The sequence below is a fragment of the Cupriavidus sp. YAF13 genome (genome assembly GCF_052113425.1).
In the GTDB taxonomy this organism is placed as follows: Bacteria; Pseudomonadota; Gammaproteobacteria; order Burkholderiales; family Burkholderiaceae; genus Cupriavidus.
Genome location: NZ_JBFRDD010000033.1, coordinates 44,052 through 68,314 on the forward strand (window position 1 = coordinate 44,052; position 24,263 = coordinate 68,314).

The following is a 24,263-nucleotide window of genomic DNA, read 5'->3' on the forward strand; positions in this document are numbered from 1 at the left end:
GCTAACGCTGCTGTGCTTTCACATATGGGCTGTTGCCTGCGGGACATCGGGGATGGGGGCCGCGCGTGCCCGCGCCGACTTTTCGAGCTTGGCGCGGACGCCCCCGCTGGCGGCCGGGCCGGCCACGACCACGTGATCGGCATCGGTGATCGGATGCCCGGTCTGCGCATCCACCAGGATGGGGATAACGGTGGCGCCGGTCTGGCGGTCCACCAGCAGCACGCTCTCGCCCTCGGGCGAGAAGTGGCGGTTGCCCCAGGCCAGCAGCGCCAGCATCACCGGGCGGAATTCGCGGCCCCGGTCAGTCAGCAGGTATTCGAAACGCGGTGGCCGCGCGCAGTACTGGCGCCGCGCAAGCAGGCCCTCGCGCACCAGGGTTTCGAGGCGGCGCGCCAGCATGTTGGGCGCAATGCCCAGCTGCTTCTGGAATTCGTCGAAGCGGCTGTTGCCATAGAACGCCTCCCGCAGGATCAGGATGCTCCACGGCTCACCCACCCGCGCCAGGCTGCGGGCAATGGGGCAAGGCGCATTGTCGAGCGGCTTCTTCTGCATGTTCGCCACCTCCGGGAAATCAGGTTGCTATCAAGATGAAAGTTAGTATAGAGTTGTAAATATCATCATGCAAGTAACTTGTTGAACAAAACCACTGGGGCGGCGATCAAGCCGCTTCCTGGTTTCCCTGAATCCCAGAATCCCTGAAGGAGATGGACATGAGCCGTACCCCGCCCCGCCCCGGGTTCGCGCCCCAACAGCCGCAGCCGCAGCCGTACCGGCACCTGCGCCAGCACGCGGCGCGGGCCACCGCGCTTGCCGCGGCAGCGCTGACGGCGCTTGGCCTGGCGGCTTGCGCCGCCGTCGGTCCGGACTACAAGGCGCCCGCGGCCGACACCCCAGCCAGCTTCCCGCATGCCGATGCGCTGGCCGCACGCGCCACGCGCCCGCCGGCGCCACCGCTGGATACCTGGTGGACGGGATTCGACGATCCCGCGCTCACGCGCATCGTCCAGCGCGCGCTGGACCAGAACCTGGACCTGGCCGCCGCGTTTGCCCGCGTGCAGCAGGCACGGGCCGCTGCCGCCGAGGCCGGCGCGCAGTTGCTGCCCCAAGGCAGTTTGTCGGCGCAGGCGGCCAAGGTGCATCAGTCGCTGGAAAGCCCGCTAGGCAGGATCGCGAGCAAGTTCCCCGGCTACGACCGCAATGCCGCGCTCTACGATGTAGGCGCGGGCGCGAGCTGGGAGATCGACCTGTTCGGCGGCCTGCGGCGTGGCGCGGAGGCGGCCGACGCCGAGGCGCAGGCCGCGCAGGCCGACCAGCTCGGCGCGCGCATCTCGGTGGCGGCCGAGGCCGCCGATGCCTACTTCCGCGTGCGCGGCGCGCAGCAACGCATTGCCATTGCGCAGGAGCAGGTGACGAACAACGACAAGCTGCTGGACCTGGTGCAATTGCGCTTGCACGACGGGCTTGCGTCCAGCCGCGAGCTGGCCCAGGCGCAAGCGCTGGTGGCGCAGGCGCGCGTCACCATCCCCCCCTTGCGGATCGAGCTGCAAACCCAGTTGAACCGGCTCGATGTGCTGATGGGCGCGCAGCCGGGCACCTACGCAGCCGAGCTTGGCCCCCTGCCGAATGGCGTGGCCGTGCCGGCCATCTCCGTGGCCCAGGGGCCCGCCGACCTGCTGCGCCGCCGCCCCGACGTGATCGCGGCGGAGCGCAGGCTGGCCGCCAGCAGCGCGCGCATCGGCGCGGCCACGGCCGAGTACTACCCCAAGCTGTCCCTATCCGCCCTGCTCGGCTTTGAGAGCCTGAGCGGCGGCAAGCTGTTTTCCGCTGCCGCGTTCCAGCCGGTGGCGGCAGCGGGATTGCGCTGGCGCCTGTTCGACTTCGGCCGGGTGGATGCCGAAGTGGCGCAAGCCAAAGGCGCCAACGCCGAGGCGCTGGTCAACTACCGCAAGGCCATGCTGCGCGCCACCGAAGACGTGGAGAATGCCATCGTCACGCTGACCGAGCTGGAAGCGCAGGGCAAGGAACTGAGCACCGAGATCGACGCCCACGAACGCGCGCGCGGCGCTTCCGAAGATGCATACAAGGGCGGGGCCGTCAGCCTGTTCGAGGTGTTGGATGAGGAGCGCCAGTTGCTGGCCGCGCGCGACCAGCAGGCCCGCGTGCACGCCGACAACGCGCGCGCCGCGGTGGCGACGTTCCGCGCGCTCGGCGGCGGGTGGTAATCGGGTCAGGCCGGGCCTGGGCGGTACCGGGCTCCCTCGGCAAGATGGAAACGTCCTCGGATGCGAGCGGCCCGAAGCAGAGGTAGCTCATGCCGGTAGCTCATGCCGGTAGCTCATGCCGGTAGCCCATGCCGGTAGCCCATGCCGAAATCGTCGACGCTGATGCCCACGCCCAGGCCGCGCGGCCCTTTCTCGGCAAGGGCCTCGGGCTCCACGCGCGCCTTGCACACGCAGCCTGAGCACGTTGCCGGCAGCGCTCGCCGCACCACTGCCGTGCACCTGCACTCGCCAGCGGCATAAGCCGCGCCCAACTGGTGCGCGCCCAGCCCGGGCCAAGGCCGTTTTGTGTACAAAACCTGCACATCACGGTTGTATATAAGTCTGGCATACCTCTTGCGTCTGAGGCTGGCATGACTTTCGCCGCTCCCTCCATGCCAACCTTCAGCGATGCCGCCGGCCACGTCCGCGGCAGCACTTCCGCCGAAATTGCCGAACGCATCACGCAATCGATCCTGGCCCAGCGCCTGGCGCCCGGCACGCGGCTGGGCGAGCAGGCGCTGGCCGGGCTGTTCAGCGTCAGCCGCACGCTGGTGCGCGAAGCCCTGACCCGGCTGGCGGCGCGCGGCATTGTCACGGTGTCGGCCCGGCGCGGCTGGTTTGTGATCGAGCCTTCGCGCCAGGAGGCCCGGCAGGCGYTTGCCGCCCGYCGCGCGATCGAGCTTGGCTTGCTGCGCTATGCGGCGCCGGTCTCCGCCGCTGCCATCGGCCGCTTGCAGGAGCACGTGGCGCAGGAGCAGCGCGCGCTGAGCGCCGACGACGCCGCCCTGCGCAGCTACCTGCTGGGCGACTTCCATGTGTGCCTGGGCGAATGCGTGGGCAATGTGCTGCTGGCCGACACGCTGCGCGACCTGACGGCGCGCACCACGCTGATTGCCATGCGCTACCAGTCCAGCCACCAGGCCAACGAGTCCTGCGCCGAGCATGCGCTGATCGTGGCGGCGCTGGCCGCGGGCGATACCGAGCGCGCCATTGCGCTGATGGACGCCCACCTGTGCCACGTCGAGGCTGGCCTGAGCGCCGCCACGCCGGCGGCCCCGCCGGATCCGCTGCGCCAGGCGCTGAGCCCGCTGGGGCATGCGGCCTGAGCGCGCGGGCAACCGGTAGATAGCAACGATCCGCTTCCTCGATTTCGATTCTTTGAATTTCCACCCCAACGGCAAGCTAGCAAGGACCCTAATGAAGCTCTCCAAACTCCTCCTCGGCCTCGGTGCCGCTGCCCTCGCCTTCTCGATGCAAACCGCCGGCGCCGAAGCGCTGGACGATGTGGTCAAGGCTGGCGTGCTCAAGGTCGCGGTGCCGCAGGACTTTCCGCCGTTCGGCTCGGTCAACGCCGAGATGAAGCCCCAGGGCCTGGACATCGACGTAGCGGCGCTGATCGCCAAGAAGATGGGCGTGAAGCTGGAACTGGTGCCCGTGACCAGCACCAACCGCGTGCCCTACCTGCAGACCAGGAAGGTGGACCTGGTGATCTCCAGCATGGGCAAGAACGCCGAGCGCGAGAAGGCCATCGATTTCAGCGAGGCTTACGCTCCGTTCTATAACGGCGTGTTTGGCCCGGCCGACCAGAAAGTGACTGGCGCCGCCGAACTGGCCGGCAAGACCATCGGCGTGACGCGCGGCGCGGTGGAGGACCTGGAGCTGACCAAGATCGCCCCGGCGACGGCCACCATCAAGCGCTACGAAGACAACAACGGCACCATTAGTGCGTTCCTGTCCGGCCAGGTGCAACTGGTGGCGACGGGCAACGTGGTGGCAGCCGCCATCCTCGCCAAGAACCCGCCCAAGAAGCCGGAACCGAAGTTCCTGATCAAGAACTCGCCCTGCTTCATCGGCCTGAACAAGAGTGAGCCCAAGCTGCAAGCCAAGGTCAACGCGATCCTGGCGGAAGTGAAGAAGGACGGCGAGCTCAATGCGATCACGGTGAAGTGGCTGGGCATGCCGCTGCCGGCCACGCTTTGATGCGTCGATGCATTGATGCGTTGATGCGTTGATGCACTGACGACCCAAGCCACGGGAAGCCGTGCCCGGCGGGCAGCCGCTGCGGCATGGCGTACTGCGCCAGCTCCGCGCTCATGAGCGCCCCAACCGGGCGCCTCCACCGATCGCTACCGCATGTCCTACCAATTCGATTTCCTCTCGGCCTTCGACTACGCCGGCGTGTTCGCGCACGGCATCAAAGTCACGGCTGAACTCACCGCCATGGGCGGCGTGCTGGGGGTGACCCTCGGCATCGCCTGCGCCTGGGCGCGCACCCAGGGGCCGGCCTGGCTGGCGGCCGTCGCGGGCGGCTACGTGGAGCTGATCCGCAATACGCCGTTCCTGATCCAGCTGTTCTTTATCTTCTTCGGCCTGCCCAGCGCGGGCGTGCAACTGGGAGAAATACAGGCCGCCATCCTGGCCATGGTGATCAACCTTGGCGCTTACAGCGCGGAGATTGTCCGCGCGGGCATCGCGGCCGTGCCGCGCGGCCAGCTTGAGGCGGGCGCCAGCCTGGCGATGTCGCCCTTCCAGGTATTTCGCCACGTGGTGCTGCGCCCCGCCCTGAAGAAGATCTGGCCGGCGCTGTCCAGCCAGGTGGTGATCGTCATGCTGGGCTCGGCGGTGTGCTCGCAGATCGCGGTCGAGGACCTGACCTTTGCCGCCAACTTCGTCCAGGGCCGGAATTTCCGCGCGTTCGAGGTCTACCTGCTGACCACCGCCATCTACCTGCTGCTTGCCATCGGGCTGCGCCAGGTGCTGCGCGGCATTGGCGGCATGCTGTTCCGGAGGGCGTCATGACCGATTTTTCAACCTGGGACATCCTGCGCAACCTGCTGATGGCGGTGCGCTGGACCGTGGTGCTGTCGCTGGTGGCCTTTGCCGGCGGTGCCGTCATCGGGCTGCTGGTGCTGCTGATGCGCATCAGCCGGCGCGCGCCGCTGCGCCGTGCGGCATGGGCCTTTATCGAAGTGTTCCAGGGCACGCCGCTGCTGATGCAGCTGTTCCTGGCCTTCTTCGGCCTGGCGCTGTTCGGCGTGGAAATCCCGGCCTGGCTGGCCGCTGGCCTGACGTTGTCGCTGTGGTCCGGCGCCTACCTGGCGGAGATCTGGCGTGGCTGCGTCGAGGCCATCCCCAAAGGCCAGTGGGAAGCCGCCGGCTGCCTCTCGCTGGGCCACCTGCAGCAGATCCGCTACGTGATCCTGCCACAGGCGCTGCGCATTGCCATTGCGCCCACGGTGGGGTTCGTGGTGCAGATCATCAAGGGCACGGCGCTGGCGTCCATCATCGGCTTTGTCGAACTGTCCAAGGCGGGCACGGTGATCACCAACGCCACCTTCAGCCCCTTTACCGTCTACGCGCTGGTCGCGCTGATCTACTTTGCGCTGTGCTGGCCGCTATCCCGCTACAGCCGTCACCTGGAAAGGAAGCTCAATGTCGCTCATCGCCATTGAAAACGTAAAGAAGCGCTTTGGCGCCAACGAAGTGCTCAAGGGCATCGACCTGAAGGTGGAAGCCGGCGAGGTAATTGCCATCATCGGCAAGAGCGGCTCGGGCAAGAGCACCTTGCTACGCTGTATCAACGGCCTGGAGAGCATCGACGAAGGCAACATCACCGTGGCAGGCGCCAAGCTCGGCAGCAGCGAGCTGGAGCTGCGCGCGCTGCGGCGCAAGGTCGGCATGATCTTCCAGCAGTTCAACCTGTTCCCGCACCTGAGCGCGGGGCGCAACGTGATGCTGGCGCCCACGGTGGCGGCCGGCGTCAAAGAGCCGGAAGCCTTGACCCGCGCGCGCGAGTGCCTGGCCAAGGTAGCGCTGGGGGAGAAGTTCGACAGCTATCCCGACCAGCTCTCCGGCGGGCAGCAGCAGCGGGTGGCGATTGCGCGCGCGCTGGCCATGCAGCCACGGGCGCTGCTCTGCGACGAGATTACCTCGGCGCTGGACCCGGAGCTGGTGGTGGAGGTGCTGAACGTGGTGCGCCAGCTGGCCAGCGAGGGCATGACGCTGCTGATGGTGATGCACGAAATGCGCTTTGCGCGCGAAGTGTGCAACCGGGTAGTGTTCATGCATCAGGGGCGCGTGCATGAGATCGGGCCGCCGGAGCAGCTGTTCAGCAATCCGGCTACGCCGGAGCTGCAGCAGTTCCTGGGGATGGCGGCCTGAGGGCATTCGCCGAAGCCAGCGAACAGGCCAAAGCCGCCGAACAGGCCAAAGCCGCGCGCCATGACGACGGCTGTCTCTCCCTCTCCCCTCAGGGCCGGGGAGAGGGGTGGCTAGGAGCCACTTGAAGCGAAGCCCGTGGTGTTTTCCAGCATGCAGGCGTAACGAGCGCCCGCCCTATCCCCCGGCCCCTCCCCCACAAGTGGGAGAGATGCAGAGCAAACCAAGAGACAAAAAATCAACGTGCCAGCACGCCCCGGATCGTATCCGCCAGGTCCTTCGCCAGGAACTTCGACACGTAAGCATCGGCCCCCACCTTGCGCACGTGGTCTTCGCTGGCCGTCCCGGACAGCGAGGAGTGAATCACCACCGGGATCGACTTGAAGCGCGCGTCCGCCTTGATCTTGCGGGTTAGCGTGAAGCCGTCCATCTCGGGCATTTCCAGGTCGGTCAGCACCAGCGCGATCTCGTCCTGCACGGTGCGGCCGTTGGCGGCGGCGTGATCGGCGATCTCGCCCAGTTGCTGCCAGGCTTCCTGGCCGGTCTTGGTCATCAGCACCGGCACGCCCATGGCCTTGAGGCCTTGCTCGATCAGGCTGCGGGCGAAGGCGGAATCGTCGGCGGCCAGAATCTTGGTGCCGGGGCGCAGCGTCAGTTGCGGCCCGACCGTCTTGGGGTCCACTTCCGGCTGGCGGGTCGGCAGCACGTCGCGCAGGATCTGCTCCACGTCCAGCACCTGGACCAGGCGCGGGTTCGCGGGATCGGCCTCGTTATGGAGCTTGGCGATGCTGGTCACCATGTCGCCCCGGACGCTGGTCTCGGCCGAGACCACCTGGTTCCACTCCAGGCGCACGATTTCTTCCACGGCTTCCACGGCAAAGCCTTGCGTGGAGCGCGCGTATTCGGTCACCAGCAGGATGTTCAGGCCGGTGCGCGGCGTGCTTCCCACCATCTTGGGCAGGTCGATCACAGGAATCACCTGGCCGCGGATATCGGCCATGCCGAGCATGGCCGGGCCGCCGCCGACCACGGTGGTGACCTGGGGCATTACCAGGATTTCGCGGACCTTGAAGACGTTGATGCCGAACAGTTCGCTCTGCGCGGACTGGTCCGATTCGCCCAGGCGGAACAACAGCAACTCGAACTGGTTGTTGTTGGTCAGGTTGGTCCGTTCGTCGATGTCTCTCATCGAGCTGCTCATACGCTTCCTTTGTCCCCGCAATGCGCGGGCTCGCTGCGCGGTGTTGATCGTTTCCCCGGGCCAGGCATCGCCGCGTGGCTCCAGCGGTGCTTGGCGCTGGAGCGGCGCGCTGCAATGACGGGCCACTGCACCGGCTAACGGCCAATCCTTGGGGAAATTTAGCGGCTATGCGGCAAAGGGCTGACGAATTCGCACCTCACCCCGCTAAAGTGCGGAATCAGGCAGGCCGGCGGGCCGGCTGGCGTGCGCCACACTGGCCTGCCCGCCGCCACGTTCTTCCACATGCCCGCCAAACCCAAAGCGCATGGCAGAGAGCAGCCGCTCGCCATAGGTGTGATCCTGCCGCGAGCGGAACCGCGCAAACAACGCGCTGGCCAGCACCGGCACCGGCACTGCCTGCTCGACAGCCGCGTCGATCGTCCAGCGCCCCTCCCCGCTGTCAGCGACTTCCCCGGAGAAACGCGAGAGCTTGACGTCGCTGGCAAGCGCCTGCGCGGTGAGATCAAGCAGCCACGAGGACACCACGCTGCCGCGCCGCCACACCTCGGCGATATCCGCCAGGTCGAGCTGGAAGCGCTCGGCCTCGGGCAGGCTTTCGGAGGCCTTGGTCTTGAGGATGTCGAAGCCCTCGGCATAGGCCTGCATCAGGCCGTACTCGATGCCGTTGTGGACCATCTTCACAAAGTGGCCCGCGCCCGCCGGCCCGGCGTGGATGTAGCCGCGCTCCGCGCGGTCGTTCGCCGGGTCGCGCCCCGGCGTGCGCGGGATATCGCCATAGCCGGGCGCCAACGTATCGAACAGCGGATCGAGCCGGCCGACGACCTCCTGCTTGCCGCCGATCATCAGGCAATAGCCGCGCTCCAGGCCCCAGACCCCGCCCGAGGTGCCCACGTCCACATAATGCAGCTGGCGCGCCGCCAGTTCGCCCGCGCGCCGGATATCGTCCTTGTAGAAGGTGTTGCCGCCGTCGATGATGACGTCGCCGGGCTCGAGCAGGTCCGCCAGCGCGGCGATCATCTGCTCGGTGGTGTCGCCTGCCGGCAACATGACCCAGATCGCGCGCGGGGCAGCCAGCTTGCCAACCAGCGCCTCGATGCTGGTGACGCCGACGGCACCGTCCGCCGCGAGGGCCTGCACCTTGTCGGCGCTGCGGTTGTACACCACCACCTCGTGCTGCGCGCGCAGCAGCCGCCTTGCGATGTTTGCGCCCATGCGCCCGAGCCCTATGATTCCGAGTTGCATATCCGGTCCTCTCACTGAGTCATTGGTGATGAAGCTGGTGACGAAACTGGCGATAAAACTGGTGGCGAGCCCTGCTGCTGCCACGAGGCATTGTCTACCTCTCCGTGCGCACTTGCACAGACCTCGCCGCCCTCGTGAACGTGCCATTTAGCGCACTTCGGCCTGACCTGGCACACGTTCGCCGCACTCGATGGTGCAAAATTCCGCAACCCGGATTTACACCAACTAAACACCCGCTTAAAATTGCCCAGCCAGCAGCGGCGGACTTGCATACGACCGGGCGGCTCCGATTTCACCGGCCAGCTTCTGGGGACACAGGCCGGCTAACCCGCCCCCTAGCCATGTCCCTGCTCATGCTGCCAGCCCACCGCCCGCGCCCCGCCGTATCAACCCGCCGCCTCGAGTAGCGCCCACATCACACCTCCGCTTCCCCGTTCGCATTCGCCCCAAGACCGCACTATCCCGCGTGCCCCAAGCATGGCGCGCCACGGTTCGTTGTCCGGGCTCTGCCCTTCCAGCGCCAAGACCCTCGCCTTCGTATCGCCATGTCCGCAAACAGCACGACCCTCGCCGCCCCGGAATCCGGGGAACACCAGCAAGGCAGCATCAACCGGCGCATCGTCGCCATCGTCTTCTTCAACTTCATCGCCTACCTGACGGTCGGCCTGCCGCTAGCGGTGGTGCCCGGCTTTGTCCACGGCGATCTCGGCTATGGCACGGTCGTGGCCGGGCTGGCGGTCAGCATCCAGTACCTGGCCACGCTGCTGAGCCGCGCCTACGCCGGCAACCTGTGCGACCTGCAGGGTGCCAAGAAATCCGTCACGCTCGGGCTCACGCTGGTTGCCGCCAGCGGGTTGCTGGCCGTGGTCTCCAGCCTGTTCGTGTCGATCGGCTGGCTTAGCCTGGCGTGGCTGTTCGCCGGCCGGCTGATGCTGGGCGCGGGCGAGAGCCTGGTGACCACCGGCACCATTGCCTGGGGTATCGGCGACGTGGGCGCCCGCCATACCGGCAAGGTGATCTCGTGGAATGGCATGACCACCTATGGCGCGCTGGCGCTGGGCGCGCCGGTTGGCGTACTGCTGGATGCGCGCTGGGGCTTTGCCTCGCTGGGCATCGTCACCACCGTCATGGCCCTGGCCGCGTTCATGCTGGCCCGGCGCAAGGCAGCGGTGCCCACGGTAAAGGGCGCGCGCATGCCGTTTCGCACCGTGTTCCGCCATATGACGCCATTTGGCCTGTGCCTGGCGCTGGGCTCGGTGGGCTTTGGCGCCATCACGGCCTTTGTGACGCTGTACTACGCCAGCCACGGCTGGGACCATGCCGCGCTGGCGCTGACCAGCCTGGGCGTGACCTTTGTGGTGGCGCGCCTGCTGCTGGCCGATAGCATCGGCCGCTTTGGCGGCTATCGGGTGGCGCTGTGCTCGTTTGCCGTGGAAGCCGCCGGCCTGGCCCTGATCTGGCTTGCGCCGTCACCCGCGCAGGCGCTGATCGGCGCCGCCGTCACCGGCTTTGGCTTTGCCTTGGTGTTCCCGTCGCTGGGCATGGAGGCGGTCAAGCTGGTGCCCCAGAGCAACCGCGGCTCGGCGCTTGGCGCCTATGCGCTGTTCCTGGACCTGGCGCTGGGGCTGACCGGCCCGGTGGCCGGCGTGATCGCCAGCCATGCGGGCTATGGCTCGGTATTCCTGTTCTCGGCGGTGGCGGCGCTGGGCGGGCTGGGCCTGAGCCAGTTGCTGGCGGCGCGGTCGCGGCGCGCTGCCGTACCGGCGCCGACGCCGACGCACTGACTATCGCGACGCGCCAATCTCGCGGCACGCCAGATAAGGCCGTGAGACATTCCAATGCGATGCTTTGATTCGATAATTCTCTGATCTATTTTCGGACTTGTCCGATTGATTTTCAGGCAATTCACACGCATTCAACCGTCAATATCGATGAATCGCAGGCATCGGCCGTTTTGTGCTTGACCCATTCAACTTGCACCGCTACAGTACGCGGGTTCTTAATTCCAGGGCTACCCAGTGAGCACTTGTTCCGACGACAGTAGTCGATCCAGGATCGGCACCTCCGCCTGACGGGCCACGGTATCCCTAGCGACCGTGCCCCGCTTGCGGCACGGTGCTTCGAGGCCGGACGTCCTGTCCCGCCTCTCTTCTTGAATACGGCTTCATTCTTCTGATCGCGCCTGCGTTGCAGCACGCCGCTGCCTGCGCTTGTCCGCGATTTGCACAAGACTCACCGGTGCTTCCTGCTCAATACGGGAGTTCTCATGGTGTGGCACGAATTTGCCCTGCGTTTGCTCGAAGCGCTGGCGCTGGGCGCTTGCATCGGTACCGAACGGCAACTGCGCCAACGCATGGCGGGGCTGCGCACAAACGCGCTGGTCGCCGCCGGCGCGGCCTTGTTTGTTTCGGTTTCCGCCTTTACGTTTGACCCGCAGGGGCATGCGCGCATTGCCGCGCAGGTCGTCTCGGGCATTGGCTTTCTCGGCGCCGGCGTGATCATGCGCGACGGCCTGAACGTGCGCGGCCTGAATACCGCTGCCACGCTGTGGTGCTCCGCCGCCGTCGGCGTGCTCGCCGGCCTTGGCCATGCGCTGGAAGCCGCCATCGGCACCGCCTGCATCCTGTGCGCCAACTTTGGCCTGCGCATGCTGGGCCAGCGCATCAATCGCAACGGCACGGCCACCGCGCCGGAAGTGGAGATGGTCTATCGCATCACCACGGTATGCACGGCCCAGGAAGAAATCCGCGTGCGCGGCTTGCTGCTGCATGCACTGACCGAAATGCCCGCCCTGCTGCTGCAGTCGCTGCACAGCGAGGACACCGCCGCTGGCGGGCACATAGAAGTCCGCGCCGATGTGCTGGCCGCGCCCGGCAATGAAGGCAAGCTGGAGCAGATCGTCAGCCGCATCAGCATGGAGAAGAGCGTTTCCCTCGTGCGCTGGGCCATTCCGGCCGGCGCGCTCGAATAACCCCAAGGAGAAGGAAAGGAGCTGGATATGCGTTTGTTCAACTGGATGCTCCCCCAGGCCCCCAACCGCCGCACCGCCCAGGCGAGCCGCGGCACAGCCGCCCAGCTGTTCCAGGTGGTGCTGCTCTGCAAGGACGACTATGGCGCCCGGCTGGAGCAGCAGATCCGCCAGGAGCTGGCCGCGCGCGAACTCTCGCTGCAGCGCCTGCGCACCCGGCAGTGCGAGCGCCGCGAGCTGGTCGAGATGCGTGTGCTGGTGCATTGCCAGCCGGGCGGCAGGCCCGGCATGGTCAAGCTGGTGCAGCGCCTTGGCCTGGAGCCGCTGGTTCGCGCCGTGCGCTGGGAAACCGTGCCGCAGCCCGAGCGCGCGTTGGCCGCGGCCTGAGCGCAAGGCCCACCCGCCAAGATCCACCCTGATTGCCTGAGGAAAGACATGGACCCAGACCCTTCTAGTAGGCAGCGCCGAAGGCACGGCGCGTTCCAGCTGGCCTGACTCCGCTTCCGGCATCCTGCCGGAGCCGCGGCACCGGCTACCTGGACCCGCCAGGCTCCCGTTGCGTTTCGCGCCGTCCCGGCCGCGTGCGCGCCGGACCCGCCCCGCCTTCCGCGCCGCCTCCCCACCGTTAGCAAAGCGGGCGCTTTCGCCCATCACCGGTTACCTGCGTGGATTTGCCACCCCGCAGCGCCGGGGATGCGTCACGCCCGTCGAATCCTGTCGTCCGTGGATCCTGACCCTGTGATTCCGCTTTGCGATTCCACCGACGACGCACCGGCAACAAGCGGTGCCCCTGTCCTGGCTGCCGCCACGGCAAGTGCACCGACCGAGGAGAAAAATCCATGCAAACGCCCACCACCCGCCAATGCTTGCCGCTGCGCCGGCAGCCAGGCCTTGCGCTCGCCGCCGTCTGCGCGGCATGTCTCACGCTGGCCGGCTGCGATGGCGCCAGCCTGTCTGGCGCCATCGCCAACACGCCCAAGCACAGTACCGAGCCGGTCCGCGAGGGCAACTTCATCACGGTGCCCGAGACATCGCCATTGCGCACCCAATTGCAGGTGCAGACCCTCGTCGAGCAAGCGCTGGAGCGCCCCATCGAGGTACCGGGCTCGATCGAGCCCGATGCCGCCAAGCTGGTCAAGATCGTGCCACCGATGCCCGGGCGCATCGTTCGCCTGCACGCTGCCCTGGGCGACGTCGTGCGCAAGGGAGACCCGCTCTTCACGCTGGATTCCGCCGAGCTGAGCGCGGCTCAGGGTGAGGCCAGCAAAGCGCGCGCGGCGCTCCTCGAAGCCAAGCTGAACCTGGACCGCCAACGCACCCTGTTCGAAGCGGAAATCGCGGCACGCAAGGATTATGAACAAGCCCAGCTGGCCTACGCGCAAGCCAACAGCGACGCCGTGACCACGGCCGCCCAGCTCGCGCAGCTTGGCGCCGGCACCGCACCGCAATCGCACCGCCAGTACACCATGCACGCGCCGCTGGCCGGCCGGGTGATCGAGCTCGAAGGCGCGCAGGGCGGCTTCTGGAACGACAACGGCGCGCCGGTCATGACGGTGGCCGACCTGTCCACGGTCTACCTCGCGGCCAACGTGTCGGAGAAAGACATCGCCTCGATCTTCGTCGGCCAGCCCGCCGAGATCCTGCTCAACGCCTACCCCGGCAAGCCCGTGACCGGCAAGGTCCGCTACATCGGCGAGATCCTCGACCCCGACACTCGCACCGTCAAGGTCCGCGTGGCCATCGACAACGCGGACGGACGCTATCGCCCCGGCCTCTTCGCCAAGGTGACCTTCGCGGGAGAAAAGCACGCGGCACTGCTGGTGCCGCCCACCGCACTGCTGCAAAGCGGGCTCTACACGCGCGTGCTGGTGGAGAAGGCCCCGCTGCGCTTCGAGCCGCGCGTGGTCACCACGGGCGCGCATGCCGACGGGCAAGTCGAGATCCTCGCCGGGCTCAAGGCCGGCGAACGCATCGTCGTGAAAAACGGAGTGCTGCTACATGATTGACCGCCTCGTCACCCTTTGCTTCAACCGGCGCGCCATCGTCTGGCTGGTCTTTGCGCTGGTGGCGCTGTACGGCGCCTACAGCTGGAAGCAACTGCCCGTGGAAGCCTATCCGGACATTGCCGACGTTACGTCGCAGATCGTGACCCAGGTGCCAGGCCTCGGCGCGGAGGAAATCGAGCAGCAGATCACCATTCCGCTGGAGCGCGCGCTGCTGGCCACGCCCGGCATGCATGTGCTGCGCACCCGCAGCCTGTTCGCGCTGTCGCTGATCACCGTGGTCTTCGAGGATGGCACCGACGGCTACTGGGCGCGCCAGCGCCTGCAGGAACGCCTGAACGAGGTCGACCTGCCCTACGGCGCCAAGCCGGGGCTGGACCCGTACACCTCGCCTACCGGGGAGTTCTACCGCTACACGCTGGAGTCCACGACGCGCGACCTGCGCGAGCTATCCGAGCTGCAGACCTGGACCGTGATCCCGCGCCTGAAGAAAGTGCGCGGCGTGGTCGACGTCACCAATTTCGGCGGGCTCACCACGCAGTTCATGCTGGAACTCGACCCGGCGCGGCTGACGCAGTACAACCTGACGCTGACGCAGGTCACCGAGGCGCTCAACGCCAACAACGTCAATGCGGGCGGCAGCGTCATCGACCGCGGCGAACAATCGTACGTGGTGCGTGGCGTGGGCCTGCTGCGCTCGCTCGACGACATGGGCAACGTGGTGGTCACGAGCAAGGACGGCACCCCCGTGCTGGTCAAGGACCTCGGCACGCTGCGCTACGGCAACGTGGAGCGGCGCGGCATCCTGGGCAAGGACGACAACCCGGACACGATCTCCGGCATCACGCTGCTGCTCAAGGATTTCAACGCATCGGAAGCGCTTGAGGGCGTGCACGAGGCGGTGCGGGATCTGAACGACAACCTGCTGCCCAAGGACGTGAAGGTGGTCGCCTACCTCGACCGCACCTCGCTGATCGACGCCACCATGCGCACGGTAGGTTTCACGCTGACCGAAGGCATGCTGCTGGTGGGCATCGTGCTGCTGCTGTTCCTGGGCAGCCCGCGCGCGGCGCTGATCGTGGCGCTGACGATTCCGCTCTCGCTGCTGATCGCCTTTGTCTTCATGTATCACCTGCGCATCCCGGCCAACCTGCTGAGCCTGGGCGCGATCGACTTCGGCATCCTGGTGGATGGCGCGGTGGTGCTGGTGGAGAACATCCTGCGCCGGCGCGAGCAGGACAAGGACCGCGCGCTCACCCCGCGCGACGCCATCGAGGCCGCCTTGCAGGTGGCGCGTCCGATGTTCTTCGGCATGCTGGTGATCGTTGCGGCCTACCTGCCCTTGTTCTCCTTCGAGCGCATCGAGTACAAGCTGTTCTCGCCGATGGCGTTCGCCGTTGGCGCGGCGCTGATCGGCGCCTTGATCGTTGCGCTGGCGCTGGTGCCGGGGCTGGCCTGGATCGCCATGCGCAAGCCGCGCCGCGTGTTTCACAATCCTGTGCTGGACTGGCTGGGCGTGCGCTACCGCGTGGCGCTGGAGCGCGGCATTGGCCGCATCCGCTGGGTGGCCGCCAGCTGCGCGCTGGCGCTCGCCTGCGTGCTGGCGCTTGGCGCTACCATCGGGCGCGACTTCCTGCCGTACCTGGATGAAGGCTCGCTGTGGCTGCAGGTGCAGATGCCGCCCGGCATCACCCTGGAGCGCGCCTCTGACATGGCCAGCGAGCTGCGCCGGGTGACCCGCGAGTTCCCCGAAATCTCCTACGTGGTGACGCAGACCGGCCGCAACGACGACGGCACCGACTACTGGACGCCCTCTCATATCGAGGCCAGCGTCGGCCTGCATCCGTACAAGACGTGGGCCTCGGGCATGACCAAGCAGCAGCTGATCGACAAGCTGGCGGCGCGCTATGCGCAGATGCCGGGCTACTCGGTCGGCTTCATGCAGCCGATGATCGACGGGGTGCAGGACAAGCTCTCCGGCGCGCATAGCGACCTGGTGGTCAAGGTGTTCGGCGACGACCTGCGCGACGTGCGCCGCATTGCCGGTGAAGTCGCCACCGCGCTGCGCGGCGTGCCCGGCGCGGCGGATGTGGCAATCGACGTGGAGCCTCCGCTGCCCAACCTGAAGATCGACCTGGACCGCGCCGCCGCCGCGCGCTACGGCATCAACGCGGCCGACGTGGCCGAGCTGATCTCCACCGGCATCGGTGGATCGCCGGTTGGCCAGCTCTATGTGGGTGAGAAGAGCTACGACATGACGGTGCGCTTCCCGCCGGCCATGCGTGCCAGCACATCTAGCGTGGGCGACCTGATGCTGACCGCGGCCAATGGCGCCAAGGTGCCGCTGGCGCAAGTCRCTCGCATCGCCACCGTGTCCGGCGAAAGCGTGATCGTGCGCGAGATGGCGCGCCGCCACATCATCGTGCGCCTGAACGTGCGCGACCGCGATCTGTCCGGCTTCCTCAAGGAGGCCCAGCCCGCCATCGAGCGCGCCGTGTCCTACGACCACAAGCGCATCCAGATCGAATGGGGCGGCCAGTTCGAGAACCTGGAACGTGCGCAGGCGCGCCTCGCCATCATCCTGCCGATGACGCTGGCGCTGATGTTCGTGCTGCTCTTTGCCGAATTCCGCAACCTGCGCCAGCCGGCGCTGGTGCTGCTGGCGGTGCCTTTGGCCACCATCGGCGGCCTGGCTGCGCTGCATCTGCGCGGCATGACGCTGAACGTATCCAGCGCGGTGGGCTTTATCGCCCTGTTTGGCGTAGCCGTGCTCAACGGCGTGCTGATGATCTCGCAGATCAACCGGCTGCGCGCGCAGGACGGCCTGAGCCTGCGCGAAGCGGTGATCGAAGGCGCGGCAAGCCGCATGCGTCCGGTGCTGATGACCGCCACCGTGGCCGCCATCGGGCTTACGCCCGCGATGCTGGCGCGAGGCCTCGGCAGCGATGTGCAGCGGCCGTTGGCCACGGTGGTGGTAGGCGGCCTCTTTACCGCCACCTTGCTGACCCTGCTGTTGCTGCCCGCCCTTTACTACCTGGTTGAAGCCCGCGCCGAGCGCGCGGCGCAAGGTGCCAGGGAATCGGAAATCGATGCCGAAGGCAACCCACCGGCGACCGGCGCCACCGGCCAGGCCTGAAGAGAATCCCATGCAAATCAAAGACAAGAACTTGCCAGCGGCACCCGCCCTGCGCCACCTCTTCCTGGCAACGTCGATGCTGGCGGCATCCGCATCCTGGGCGCAGGACGAGCCCGCCGCCGCCACGGCCCGCGGACCGGTCCGCTTCGCCTCCTATCTCGACACGGTGGAGCGGCAGAACATCGGCCTGTCCGCGCAGCAGGAAACCATCCGCGGCGCCCAAGCCGAGATCTCGATCGCCGGCGTGCGCCCGGACCCGGTGTTCAAGTACGGCCGTGGCAACATCGAGACCAGCCGCGCGGTGTCGCCCAAGCCGCCGCGCACGCATGAGTTCGAAATCGAGATCCCCATCGAGCTAGGCGGCAAGCGCAGCGCGCGCATCCGCGCCGCCGAGAGCAACCTGCGCCTGACCGAGGCGAACCTGCAGGGCTTCAAGCACACGCTGTACCAGGAATCCGCCACCGCCTTTGTCGAAGCCTGCCGCAGCCGCGAGGCCCTGGTCCGGCAGGAATCGACGCTGTCCGCTCTGTCCAATGTGGTGCGCGCCAACGAGATCCGCCGCAAGGCCGGCGACATCGGCGGCCTGGAGCTGTCGCAGTCGCGGGTCGAGCGCGACCGCTTCACCGCCGAGGTGAAATCCGCACGCGCCGCCGCGCAGGCCGCCATGCAAAAGCTGTCCATCCAGCTTGGCGTGCGCGTGGCCGAGGCCTTCGGCAACGCGCCGCTGGCTTGCGAGTTCCAGCCCTACGATCCCGGCACCGACAGCGGCGCGCTGATCGCCCAGGCGATGGAAGCGCGCGACGAGGTCCGGATCGCCCGCGCCACACTGGAGAATGCCCGCGACAAGTCGGGACTGGCGCGCGCCAACCGCTGGGTGGATCCCAGCGTGAGCTTCGCGATGACCATGACCCCCGGCGTACGCGGCACCACGGACGATGAGGGCCAGCCCAGCGGCGACGCCACGGCGCGCTCGCGCATGCTGGGCGTGTCGGTGTCGATTCCCCTGCCCTTGTCGCGCCTGCAGCGCGGCGAGCTGATCCAGGCGGAGTCGGAGGTCACGCAGGCCATGCTGGCCCTGCGCGAGGCGGAGCTGAAGACCGAGGTCGACGTGCGCAATGCGCTCACCGCGTTCCAGGCCGCGCAGGACAACCTGCAGCGCTACCGCGACTCGGTGATCGCCGATGCCGACAGGGTGCTGGACGGCATGCGCCAGTCGTACCGTCACGGCTCGGCCTCCCTGCTGGAACTGCTCGACGCGCAACGCACCGCGGACGAGACCTACCTCGACTACCTCCAGGCCCAGGCGGACCTGGCGGGCGCCACGGTGGAGCTGCAACTTTCCACCGGCTTGCGGCCCGCGCTTTGAAGGCCCGGTGCGCTCGGCCACGGCCGGGCGCACCAAACGCTTCGATCGCTTCGATTGCTTCGATTGCCTCGCATCAAAATTCAAAGGAGAGCTGCCATGAAAGCCGTCAACCTTGCGCCGCCCGTCCAGCGGTGGCGCCTGTATCGCCTGAGCGTGATCGCGCGGCTGGACGATGTGCCCGACGTGCGCGTGGCCATGCGTTGCGCCACCAGCGACTGCGGCCAGTACCCCGCCAACGAGCGGCAGATGCCGCTCGGCCTGCCGCCAATCAAGTGCATGCTGAGCTTTGAGATCCGTATGCCGCAAATGCGGGCCGGGCAGTTGCTGGTTGCGCTGGAACGTGCCTTGGTGTCCGTGCCCATCATCCTGCTGCGCCTGGAGGTCATGGGCAACCATGCCGAGGCGGCACACGCCGAACGCCTGAAACGGGTGCCTTCACCCGCTGGCGGCACCAGCTCCAGGCCCGCCGCGAGCGCGCCGGCCGCGGTGGGGTGAAGCCCGGCCCATCCCGCCTGAAGGCGCGGCGATGGGCCGCGCAACCGGTGCGATTGACCGAGCTCCGGCGCAAAGCTACGATGGGCGCGGCGGGGCCATCATCCCGCACCCTTGCGCCAAGCCCCAGACCAGCTCATGGTGATACCCCACGCGGCGGCAAGCGCCCCCGCCACGCCGGCTACCGCCCCCTTGCGGATGGCGCGCATCCTGTTGCCCCGCCCCCTGCTCACCGCAAAGCCGCTGCTAGCGCTTGTGCTCTGGCTGCTGCTCGCCTTGCCCGGCACATCGCCGCTTGCCGCCGGGCAGCCGCAGATCCTTGGCGAGGCCGCCATGATCACCGGCGACGGCACGCCGGCCACCGTCAGGCTGCCTTACTACTGGGACCGGTCCCGTCCCGGCCAGACCGGCGGCGCGCGATTTCTCCTGCGCTTCCCGGATTTGCCAGGCCGCCAGGGCATGGCCGCGCTGTATATCGAGCGGGCCGCCAATAGCTATGAAGTGCGCCTCAACGGCAGCCGCCTCGCCCACGCGGGCAGCCTGTCGGCCCCGGCGTCCTATGCCGGCCAGCAGCCATTGCTGATCCCGGTGCCGGCTGACCTGCTGCGCCCGGAGAACGAACTGATTGTCACGATCGCTGCCAGCGCCAGCTCGCGCGGCGGCCTGTCACGCGTGGAGTTTGGTGCCCCGGCACTGGTGGAGGCCCACTACCAGCGCGCGCTCTGGTTCAAGGTCATCGGCCCGATAGTCATCGCGGCGGCCAGTGTGCTGCTAGCTTGCCTGGCGGCGCTGGTGTGGTGGCGCCAGCGGGATCCCCTGTTCGGGTTATATGCCATCGCCGAGTTTGGCTGGTCTTTCGGGCTGGCCGAGTACTTCGTTTCCGACGACGCCGGCGCGCCCGATGCGTGGCTCGCGGTGGTGCTGGCCGGGCGGGCGGTCTTCATGTACGCGACCGCCAGGTTCGCCATCCTGGTGACCGGCCTGGAGGCGCGCTGGCTGCGCCGCGTGCTGCGGCTCTACCTGAGCGTCAAGCTTCCGCTGATCGCGCTGATGGTGGCGGCCCACAGCACCCGCGCCATGGTGCTGGCCAATGTGGTCGTCAATGTTGCGATGGCACTGTCGATCGTGGCCGTGCTGGTCCGCGCCGCCGTGACGCGCCCGGAGCGTGAGCGCACGGCGATTGCCGCCGCCCTTGGCCTCACCCTGCTCATCTCGATGCTGGATTTGATCCATGTCTGGTGGATCGGGGATGACTACTGGGACTCCTCCGTCACCCGCTACGTGTCGCTGATTTTCAGCCTGACCATGGGCTGGCTGCTGGTCGACCGCTACACGCGCGCCACACGCATGCTGGCTGCCCTGAACCAGAAGCTGGACAGGGCGGTCTCGCGCAAGGAGCAGGAACTGTATGCGCTGTACCGCCACTCCCGCGAGATGGAGCGCGAGCAGGCCACCCTGCAAGAGCGCGGCAGGGTCTTGCGCGATATCCATGACGGCCTTGGCAGCCAGCTGGTGGGCATGCTCTCCATGCTGCGCTCCGGCAGCCCTTCCACGCACACGTTGCAGCAACAGCTGCAGCATGCGCTGGATGCCCTGAAACTATCCGTCGATGCGCTGCAGGACACCGGCGGCGACCTGGCCACCGTACTCGGCAACCTGCGCTACCGGCTTGGCCCGCGGCTGGAGGCGGCGGGATTGCGGGTGGACTGGCAGGTAGCGCGCCTGCCGGCGCTGCACGACCTGACGCCGCAGCGGGTGCGTGAGCTGCACTACCTGTTGCTGGAGGTGTTTTCCAATGCCATGCAGCATGGCGGCGGCAGCGCTATCCGGGTCTCGGCGCGCCATGATGCCGGCCAGCAAGCCCTGGTCGTCGAGATCCACGACAATGGCCGCGGCTTTGCGCCCGAGGCTGCCGCGCACGGACGGGGATTGGGCAATATGCGCCGGCGTGCCGAGGCCATCGGAGCGGCGCTGGACCTGCGCTCTTCGGCGCAAGGGACGACCGTGCGGCTGGCGTTCGCGCTGGCGCCGCAGCCGCCCGGCTCCGCCGTTTAGCTCCCCGCACCCGTTCGATGTCAACCTGGGCGCGGGCAGCTCCGTTACCGGATTACCGGAATCAGACCTTGACGTCGATGTTCTGGCCAAGGTGAGGCGGATTGCTGGCCGGAACGCTGACTTGCGGCATCGAGCCCAGCAGGGTTGCCACGCTCTGAGCCTGCAGGTCCAGCGACTTGCGCAGCATCATGGTGGGCACCGGATCGCCGCCCGAGTTGCTAGCGGCACTGACGAGGGAAATATCCATTGAATGGTCTTCCAGGTTGAAATTGAGGTTGAGATTGAAGCTACCGTTGAAGCTGCGGCTGAAGCTACGATTGGCATTGAAGCCAGCGGGAAAGCGCACCTCCCAGCATCCATGTTGTCGGCCATCAACCGGGAATCTTTAGCGCGGCGGCCGCAATAGCGGGCCACCCGCTTGGCATCCGGAACGTTTATCATAGGCAGCCCGGCCGAACTGGCCGGGGAAAGACCAGACAGCCCGCACCGTCAGGATAGCGGCTGAATCCGGCAAAACCAGTCACCAGAATGAACATCATGGGTCGGGCGCAAAACATTGCGGGAAGCGTCGCTATTTCGTGTTTGGCTTTTGGCATCTCGACGGATTGCCTGGCGCTGGATTCGGCCGAACTCTATGAGCGGGAATCGCCCAGCATCTGGGTAGTATCCGTCTTTGACGCGCAAGGCACGCGGTTCGGCCTGGGCAGCTCGGTGGTGATCGGGCCGGAGGAACTGGTCACTAACTGCCACGTGCTCAAGAGCGGCAAATCCGTCAGCATCCGGCGCGAGAAGGTCACGTATGGCGCCAGCCTGGTGCACGCCGATGTCGAGCGCGACCTCTGCATCCTGCGCGCCAAGGGCCTCACCGCCCCGGCGGTAAAGATCGCGCCGCTGGCCGCGCTCAAGGTGGGGCAGAAGGTCTACGCCATCGGCGCGCCGCGCGGCTACGAGCTGACGCTGAGCGATGGCCTGCTCTCCTCGCTGAACAAGGACGAGCGCGACCGCATCGTCCGCCTCCAGACCACCGCCCCGATCTCCCCGGGCTCCAGCGGTGGCGGCCTGTTCAACACGGACGGGCAGCTCGTCGGCATTACCTACCTGATGCGGACCGACGCGCAGAACATCAATTTTGCCATTCCCGCGCAATGGATCAGCGAAGTGCCAGCGCGGTCCGCGCTGGCACTGCAGAAATTCCGTAGCGAGACGGCGTCCGCCGCCCCGCCTGCCATGGCGCTCCCGCCTGGCCAGCCTGGGCAGCCTGGCCAGGGCGCCACGGCCTACGCCCCGACCCGGCCTGCAGCCGGCCCGCAGGGCAGGCAACTGACCGGGGCCGAGCTGGCCAGCCATTTCACGCATCTCGGAAGGATCAATGCCATCGCGCCGTCCGGCGTTACGCTCTGGATGCAGGTCCGGGAAAGCGGCAGCCTGGATGTGACCAATTCCGTCAGCCGCGGCTATTCGTCCGGGCGCTACCGCATCGAGCCGGAAGCCAACCAGGTCTGCCTGGAGATGGCCAACCCGAGTTTCAACGCGATGCAAACATGCTATCGGCTGACCGAAGCCGACGGCCGCTATGTGATGCGATCCGCCACCAGCCCCTATTACTTTTCATACACGAAGTAGCAAGCGGGCGCCGGCCGCAACCGGTCGCCTCGCCATTTCTCTCAGGGCACAAGACATGGGAAACCGATATCGATATAGCGCCCCCGCCGCGCTGGCCGTAGCGTCGATGCTGCTGGGCGGCTGCGCGCCGACCACCGTCGGCGTGACCAGCCGCGCCAGCGACTACACCGGCAAGCCCACCCGCATGTATGTGCTGGGCACTACCGGCATGGGGTGGAACAGCGACTTCTCCGCGGCGTTCGCGGCCAAGTTCCGCGAGGTGACCCGGCAGTGCGGCGTGGAATCGGCGTACGACGAGATCTCGGGGCTGGAGCTGGACTCGACCGCGCTGACCGGCAGGATGCGTACGTTCGGCGCCGATACGGTGCTGACCATCGCCAACGGCGGGGGCGTGGTCAATGCGTCCGGCGGCCGCCTGTCGATCAACTATGGCACGACGCTGACGGATGTCAGGCAGAACCGCGCGGTGTGGAAAGGCAAATACACATTCAGCCGCGGCGGCACCCTCATCCCGATCGAGGAGCGCGCTGCAGTCCTGGCGATCGACATCACCAACAGCCTGAAGAAGGACGGCTTCCTCACCGGCTGCGCGCAGATCGCGCTGGGCCAGAATGGCCGGCTCGACCCGGCTGCCGTGCCGCATGCCGCCGCCGGCGGCGGCACTGGCAACGGCAACGGCCCGGCCGGCAGGACGAATACGATCAGCCCGGCCCGCCCGGCGCCACCCGTCTCCGCGCCTGCGGGCCCCGCTACCGCGGCAACCCTGCGGGACCTGCAAGACCTGCTGCCACCGAAGTGACAGGCGCGGGCGGCAACGGAATCAAGCGCCCAGCCCGGCCTCGTCCAGATCCGCGAACAGGATCGTGCCCGTCTCCGATTCGGTGACAAACACCTTGCGCGGCTGCCCCGGCTCAGCGGCGGGCTGGAACGCCAGGTTGGTGGTGGTTGCGCCTGCCGGGCTGGCGAGGATCGCCTCGGGCTCGCCGCGCTTGCTCAGCACCCACACGCAGCCCAGGCTGGCATGCGCCACGAACAGCCGGTCACGGCTGTCGATGGCCATGCCGTCGGGGCCGCTGGTGCCGTAGAACGTGAAGAACTGCCCCACCTTCGACACGCTGCCGTCGGCCTGCAGCGGCACGCGCCACACGCAATTGCCGCGCGTGGCCGCCACGAACAGCACTTTTTCGTCGCAGGACAGCGCCAGGCCGTTGGGGCTGGGCACATTGCCCAGCAGCAGGTCCAGCTGCCCGCCGGCACGCAGGCGGTAGACGCGGCCCGTGGGATCGTGCAGGCCGGTCTGGCCCTGATCGGTAAAGTACAGGTCGCCGTTGCGGGCGATGGCGAGGTCGTTCACGCCCTTGAACTGTTCCGCGTTGCGCCGTCCCAGCAAGGAGGCCACCTCGCCCGTGTCCACGTTGACGCGCAACAGGCCGCGGCGATAGTCGGCCACCACCAGTTCGCGCGCGTTCAGGAACTTCATGCCGTTGGGTTCGCCCTGGTACTCGGCGACCAGCGACCATTCCCCGGCCGGCGAGATGCGCAAGATGCGCCCGAACGGGATGTCCGTCACATACAGGTTGCCCGCGGGATCAAAGACCGGCCCCTCCAGGAAGCTGTCGATGCAGGCTCCGCCCTTGTTGGCATCGGCCCACTCGGAGCGCACGCCGGTCTTGCGCAAATGCGCGGGCATGGCCGAGAAGACCTGGAGGGATATCTCCCGGGGCACCGTTCTGAAGTACATGTTCGTTCCTTGTTGTC

Annotated in this window: 21 protein-coding genes; 16 read left to right on the forward strand and 5 right to left on the reverse strand. The window is 67.4% G+C overall.

What is annotated here, in order from left to right; all coding sequences use genetic code 11:
* Positions 1 to 18: 18 nt before the first annotated feature.
* Positions 19 to 552 (reverse strand): winged helix-turn-helix transcriptional regulator, encoded by a 534-nt coding sequence (locus tag AB4061_RS24760; protein ID WP_441638438.1) that lies wholly within the window; start codon positions 550 to 552, stop codon positions 19 to 21.
* Between the two features lie 158 nt (positions 553 to 710).
* Here AB4061_RS24760 and AB4061_RS24765 point away from each other — a divergent pair, with 158 nt between their 5' ends.
* The 6 genes from AB4061_RS24765 (at position 711) to AB4061_RS24790 (ending at position 6,422) form a co-directional block, all read left to right on the forward strand.
* Positions 711 to 2,222, forward strand: coding sequence for an efflux transporter outer membrane subunit (locus tag AB4061_RS24765; RefSeq protein ID WP_441638440.1), 1,512 nt, complete (start codon positions 711 to 713; stop codon positions 2,220 to 2,222).
* A gap of 410 nt (positions 2,223 to 2,632) precedes the next feature.
* Positions 2,633 to 3,367 (forward strand): GntR family transcriptional regulator, encoded by a 735-nt coding sequence (locus AB4061_RS24770; RefSeq protein ID WP_441638442.1) that lies wholly within the window; start codon positions 2,633 to 2,635, stop codon positions 3,365 to 3,367.
* A 91-nt stretch (positions 3,368 to 3,458) separates the two neighbouring features.
* Positions 3,459 to 4,241, forward strand: coding sequence for a transporter substrate-binding domain-containing protein (locus tag AB4061_RS24775; protein WP_441638444.1), 783 nt, complete (start codon positions 3,459 to 3,461; stop codon positions 4,239 to 4,241).
* Between the two features lie 153 nt (positions 4,242 to 4,394).
* The gene (locus tag AB4061_RS24780; protein ID WP_441638446.1) at positions 4,395 to 5,060 is read left to right on the forward strand and encodes an amino acid ABC transporter permease; all 666 of its coding nucleotides are present in this window, start codon (positions 4,395 to 4,397) and stop codon (positions 5,058 to 5,060) included.
* The gene (locus AB4061_RS24785; protein ID WP_441638448.1) at positions 5,057 to 5,713 is read left to right on the forward strand and encodes an amino acid ABC transporter permease; all 657 of its coding nucleotides are present in this window, start codon (positions 5,057 to 5,059) and stop codon (positions 5,711 to 5,713) included. The genes AB4061_RS24780 and AB4061_RS24785 overlap by 4 nt, the downstream gene beginning before the upstream one ends.
* On the forward strand, positions 5,694 to 6,422 hold the full coding sequence (locus AB4061_RS24790; protein ID WP_441638450.1) for an amino acid ABC transporter ATP-binding protein: 729 nt from the start codon (positions 5,694 to 5,696) through the stop codon (positions 6,420 to 6,422). The genes AB4061_RS24785 and AB4061_RS24790 overlap by 20 nt, the downstream gene beginning before the upstream one ends.
* Before the next feature lie 235 nt (positions 6,423 to 6,657).
* Here the strand turns inward: AB4061_RS24790 and AB4061_RS24795 are convergent, their stop codons facing one another.
* Together AB4061_RS24795 and gnd are read right to left on the reverse strand one after the other, a co-directional pair.
* Positions 6,658 to 7,620: a chemotaxis protein gene (locus tag AB4061_RS24795; protein ID WP_441638452.1), complete on the reverse strand. Its 963-nt coding sequence runs from the start codon at positions 7,618 to 7,620 to the stop codon at positions 6,658 to 6,660.
* A gap of 204 nt (positions 7,621 to 7,824) precedes the next feature.
* Complete coding sequence (gnd, locus tag AB4061_RS24800) at positions 7,825 to 8,862, reverse strand: phosphogluconate dehydrogenase (NAD(+)-dependent, decarboxylating) (protein WP_441638454.1); 1,038 nt, start codon at positions 8,860 to 8,862, stop codon at positions 7,825 to 7,827.
* A gap of 545 nt (positions 8,863 to 9,407) precedes the next feature.
* Between gnd and AB4061_RS24805 the strand changes: the two genes are divergently transcribed.
* The 8 genes from AB4061_RS24805 to AB4061_RS24840 all read left to right on the forward strand — a co-directional run bounded on the left by AB4061_RS24805 (position 9,408) and on the right by AB4061_RS24840 (position 20,882).
* On the forward strand, positions 9,408 to 10,646 hold the full coding sequence (locus AB4061_RS24805; RefSeq protein ID WP_441638456.1) for an MFS transporter: 1,239 nt from the start codon (positions 9,408 to 9,410) through the stop codon (positions 10,644 to 10,646).
* Positions 10,647 to 11,131: 485 nt separating this feature from the next.
* Positions 11,132 to 11,833 carry an MgtC/SapB family protein gene (locus tag AB4061_RS24810; protein ID WP_201777403.1) on the forward strand — a complete coding sequence of 234 codons (702 nt, stop codon included), beginning with the start codon at positions 11,132 to 11,134 and terminating at the stop codon, positions 11,831 to 11,833.
* 27 nt (positions 11,834 to 11,860) lie between these two features.
* Positions 11,861 to 12,217 (forward strand): hypothetical protein, encoded by a 357-nt coding sequence (locus AB4061_RS24815; protein WP_441638458.1) that lies wholly within the window; start codon positions 11,861 to 11,863, stop codon positions 12,215 to 12,217.
* A 452-nt stretch (positions 12,218 to 12,669) separates the two neighbouring features.
* The gene (locus AB4061_RS24820) at positions 12,670 to 13,836 is read left to right on the forward strand and encodes an efflux RND transporter periplasmic adaptor subunit (protein WP_441638460.1); all 1,167 of its coding nucleotides are present in this window, start codon (positions 12,670 to 12,672) and stop codon (positions 13,834 to 13,836) included.
* Complete coding sequence (locus AB4061_RS24825; RefSeq protein ID WP_441638462.1) at positions 13,829 to 16,969, forward strand: efflux RND transporter permease subunit; 3,141 nt, start codon at positions 13,829 to 13,831, stop codon at positions 16,967 to 16,969. Before AB4061_RS24820 ends, AB4061_RS24825 begins: the two co-directional genes overlap by 8 nt.
* A gap of 10 nt (positions 16,970 to 16,979) precedes the next feature.
* Positions 16,980 to 18,335, forward strand: a complete 1,356-nt coding sequence (locus tag AB4061_RS24830) for a TolC family protein (RefSeq protein ID WP_441638464.1) — start codon at positions 16,980 to 16,982, stop codon at positions 18,333 to 18,335.
* Positions 18,336 to 18,431: 96 nt separating this feature from the next.
* Positions 18,432 to 18,830: a hypothetical protein gene (locus AB4061_RS24835; RefSeq protein ID WP_441638466.1), complete on the forward strand. Its 399-nt coding sequence runs from the start codon at positions 18,432 to 18,434 to the stop codon at positions 18,828 to 18,830.
* 135 nt (positions 18,831 to 18,965) lie between these two features.
* Positions 18,966 to 20,882 carry a sensor histidine kinase gene (locus AB4061_RS24840; RefSeq protein ID WP_441638468.1) on the forward strand — a complete coding sequence of 639 codons (1,917 nt, stop codon included), beginning with the start codon at positions 18,966 to 18,968 and terminating at the stop codon, positions 20,880 to 20,882.
* Between the two features lie 61 nt (positions 20,883 to 20,943).
* On the opposite strand, the gene AB4061_RS24845 is transcribed toward AB4061_RS24840, so the two are convergent.
* Positions 20,944 to 21,228 (reverse strand): YjfB family protein, encoded by a 285-nt coding sequence (locus tag AB4061_RS24845; RefSeq protein ID WP_441638470.1) that lies wholly within the window; start codon positions 21,226 to 21,228, stop codon positions 20,944 to 20,946.
* Between the two features lie 236 nt (positions 21,229 to 21,464).
* Between AB4061_RS24845 and AB4061_RS24850 the strand changes: the two genes are divergently transcribed.
* Together AB4061_RS24850 and AB4061_RS24855 are read left to right on the forward strand one after the other, a co-directional pair.
* Entirely contained in the window at positions 21,465 to 22,505 is a 1,041-nt protein-coding gene (locus AB4061_RS24850; RefSeq protein ID WP_441638472.1) for a S1C family serine protease, read from the forward strand.
* Between the two features lie 55 nt (positions 22,506 to 22,560).
* Positions 22,561 to 23,304, forward strand: a complete 744-nt coding sequence (locus tag AB4061_RS24855) for a hypothetical protein (protein ID WP_441638474.1) — start codon at positions 22,561 to 22,563, stop codon at positions 23,302 to 23,304.
* A gap of 21 nt (positions 23,305 to 23,325) precedes the next feature.
* On the opposite strand, the gene AB4061_RS24860 is transcribed toward AB4061_RS24855, so the two are convergent.
* Complete coding sequence (locus AB4061_RS24860; RefSeq protein WP_441638476.1) at positions 23,326 to 24,246, reverse strand: SMP-30/gluconolactonase/LRE family protein; 921 nt, start codon at positions 24,244 to 24,246, stop codon at positions 23,326 to 23,328.
* Between the last annotated feature and the right edge of the window lie 17 nt (positions 24,247 to 24,263).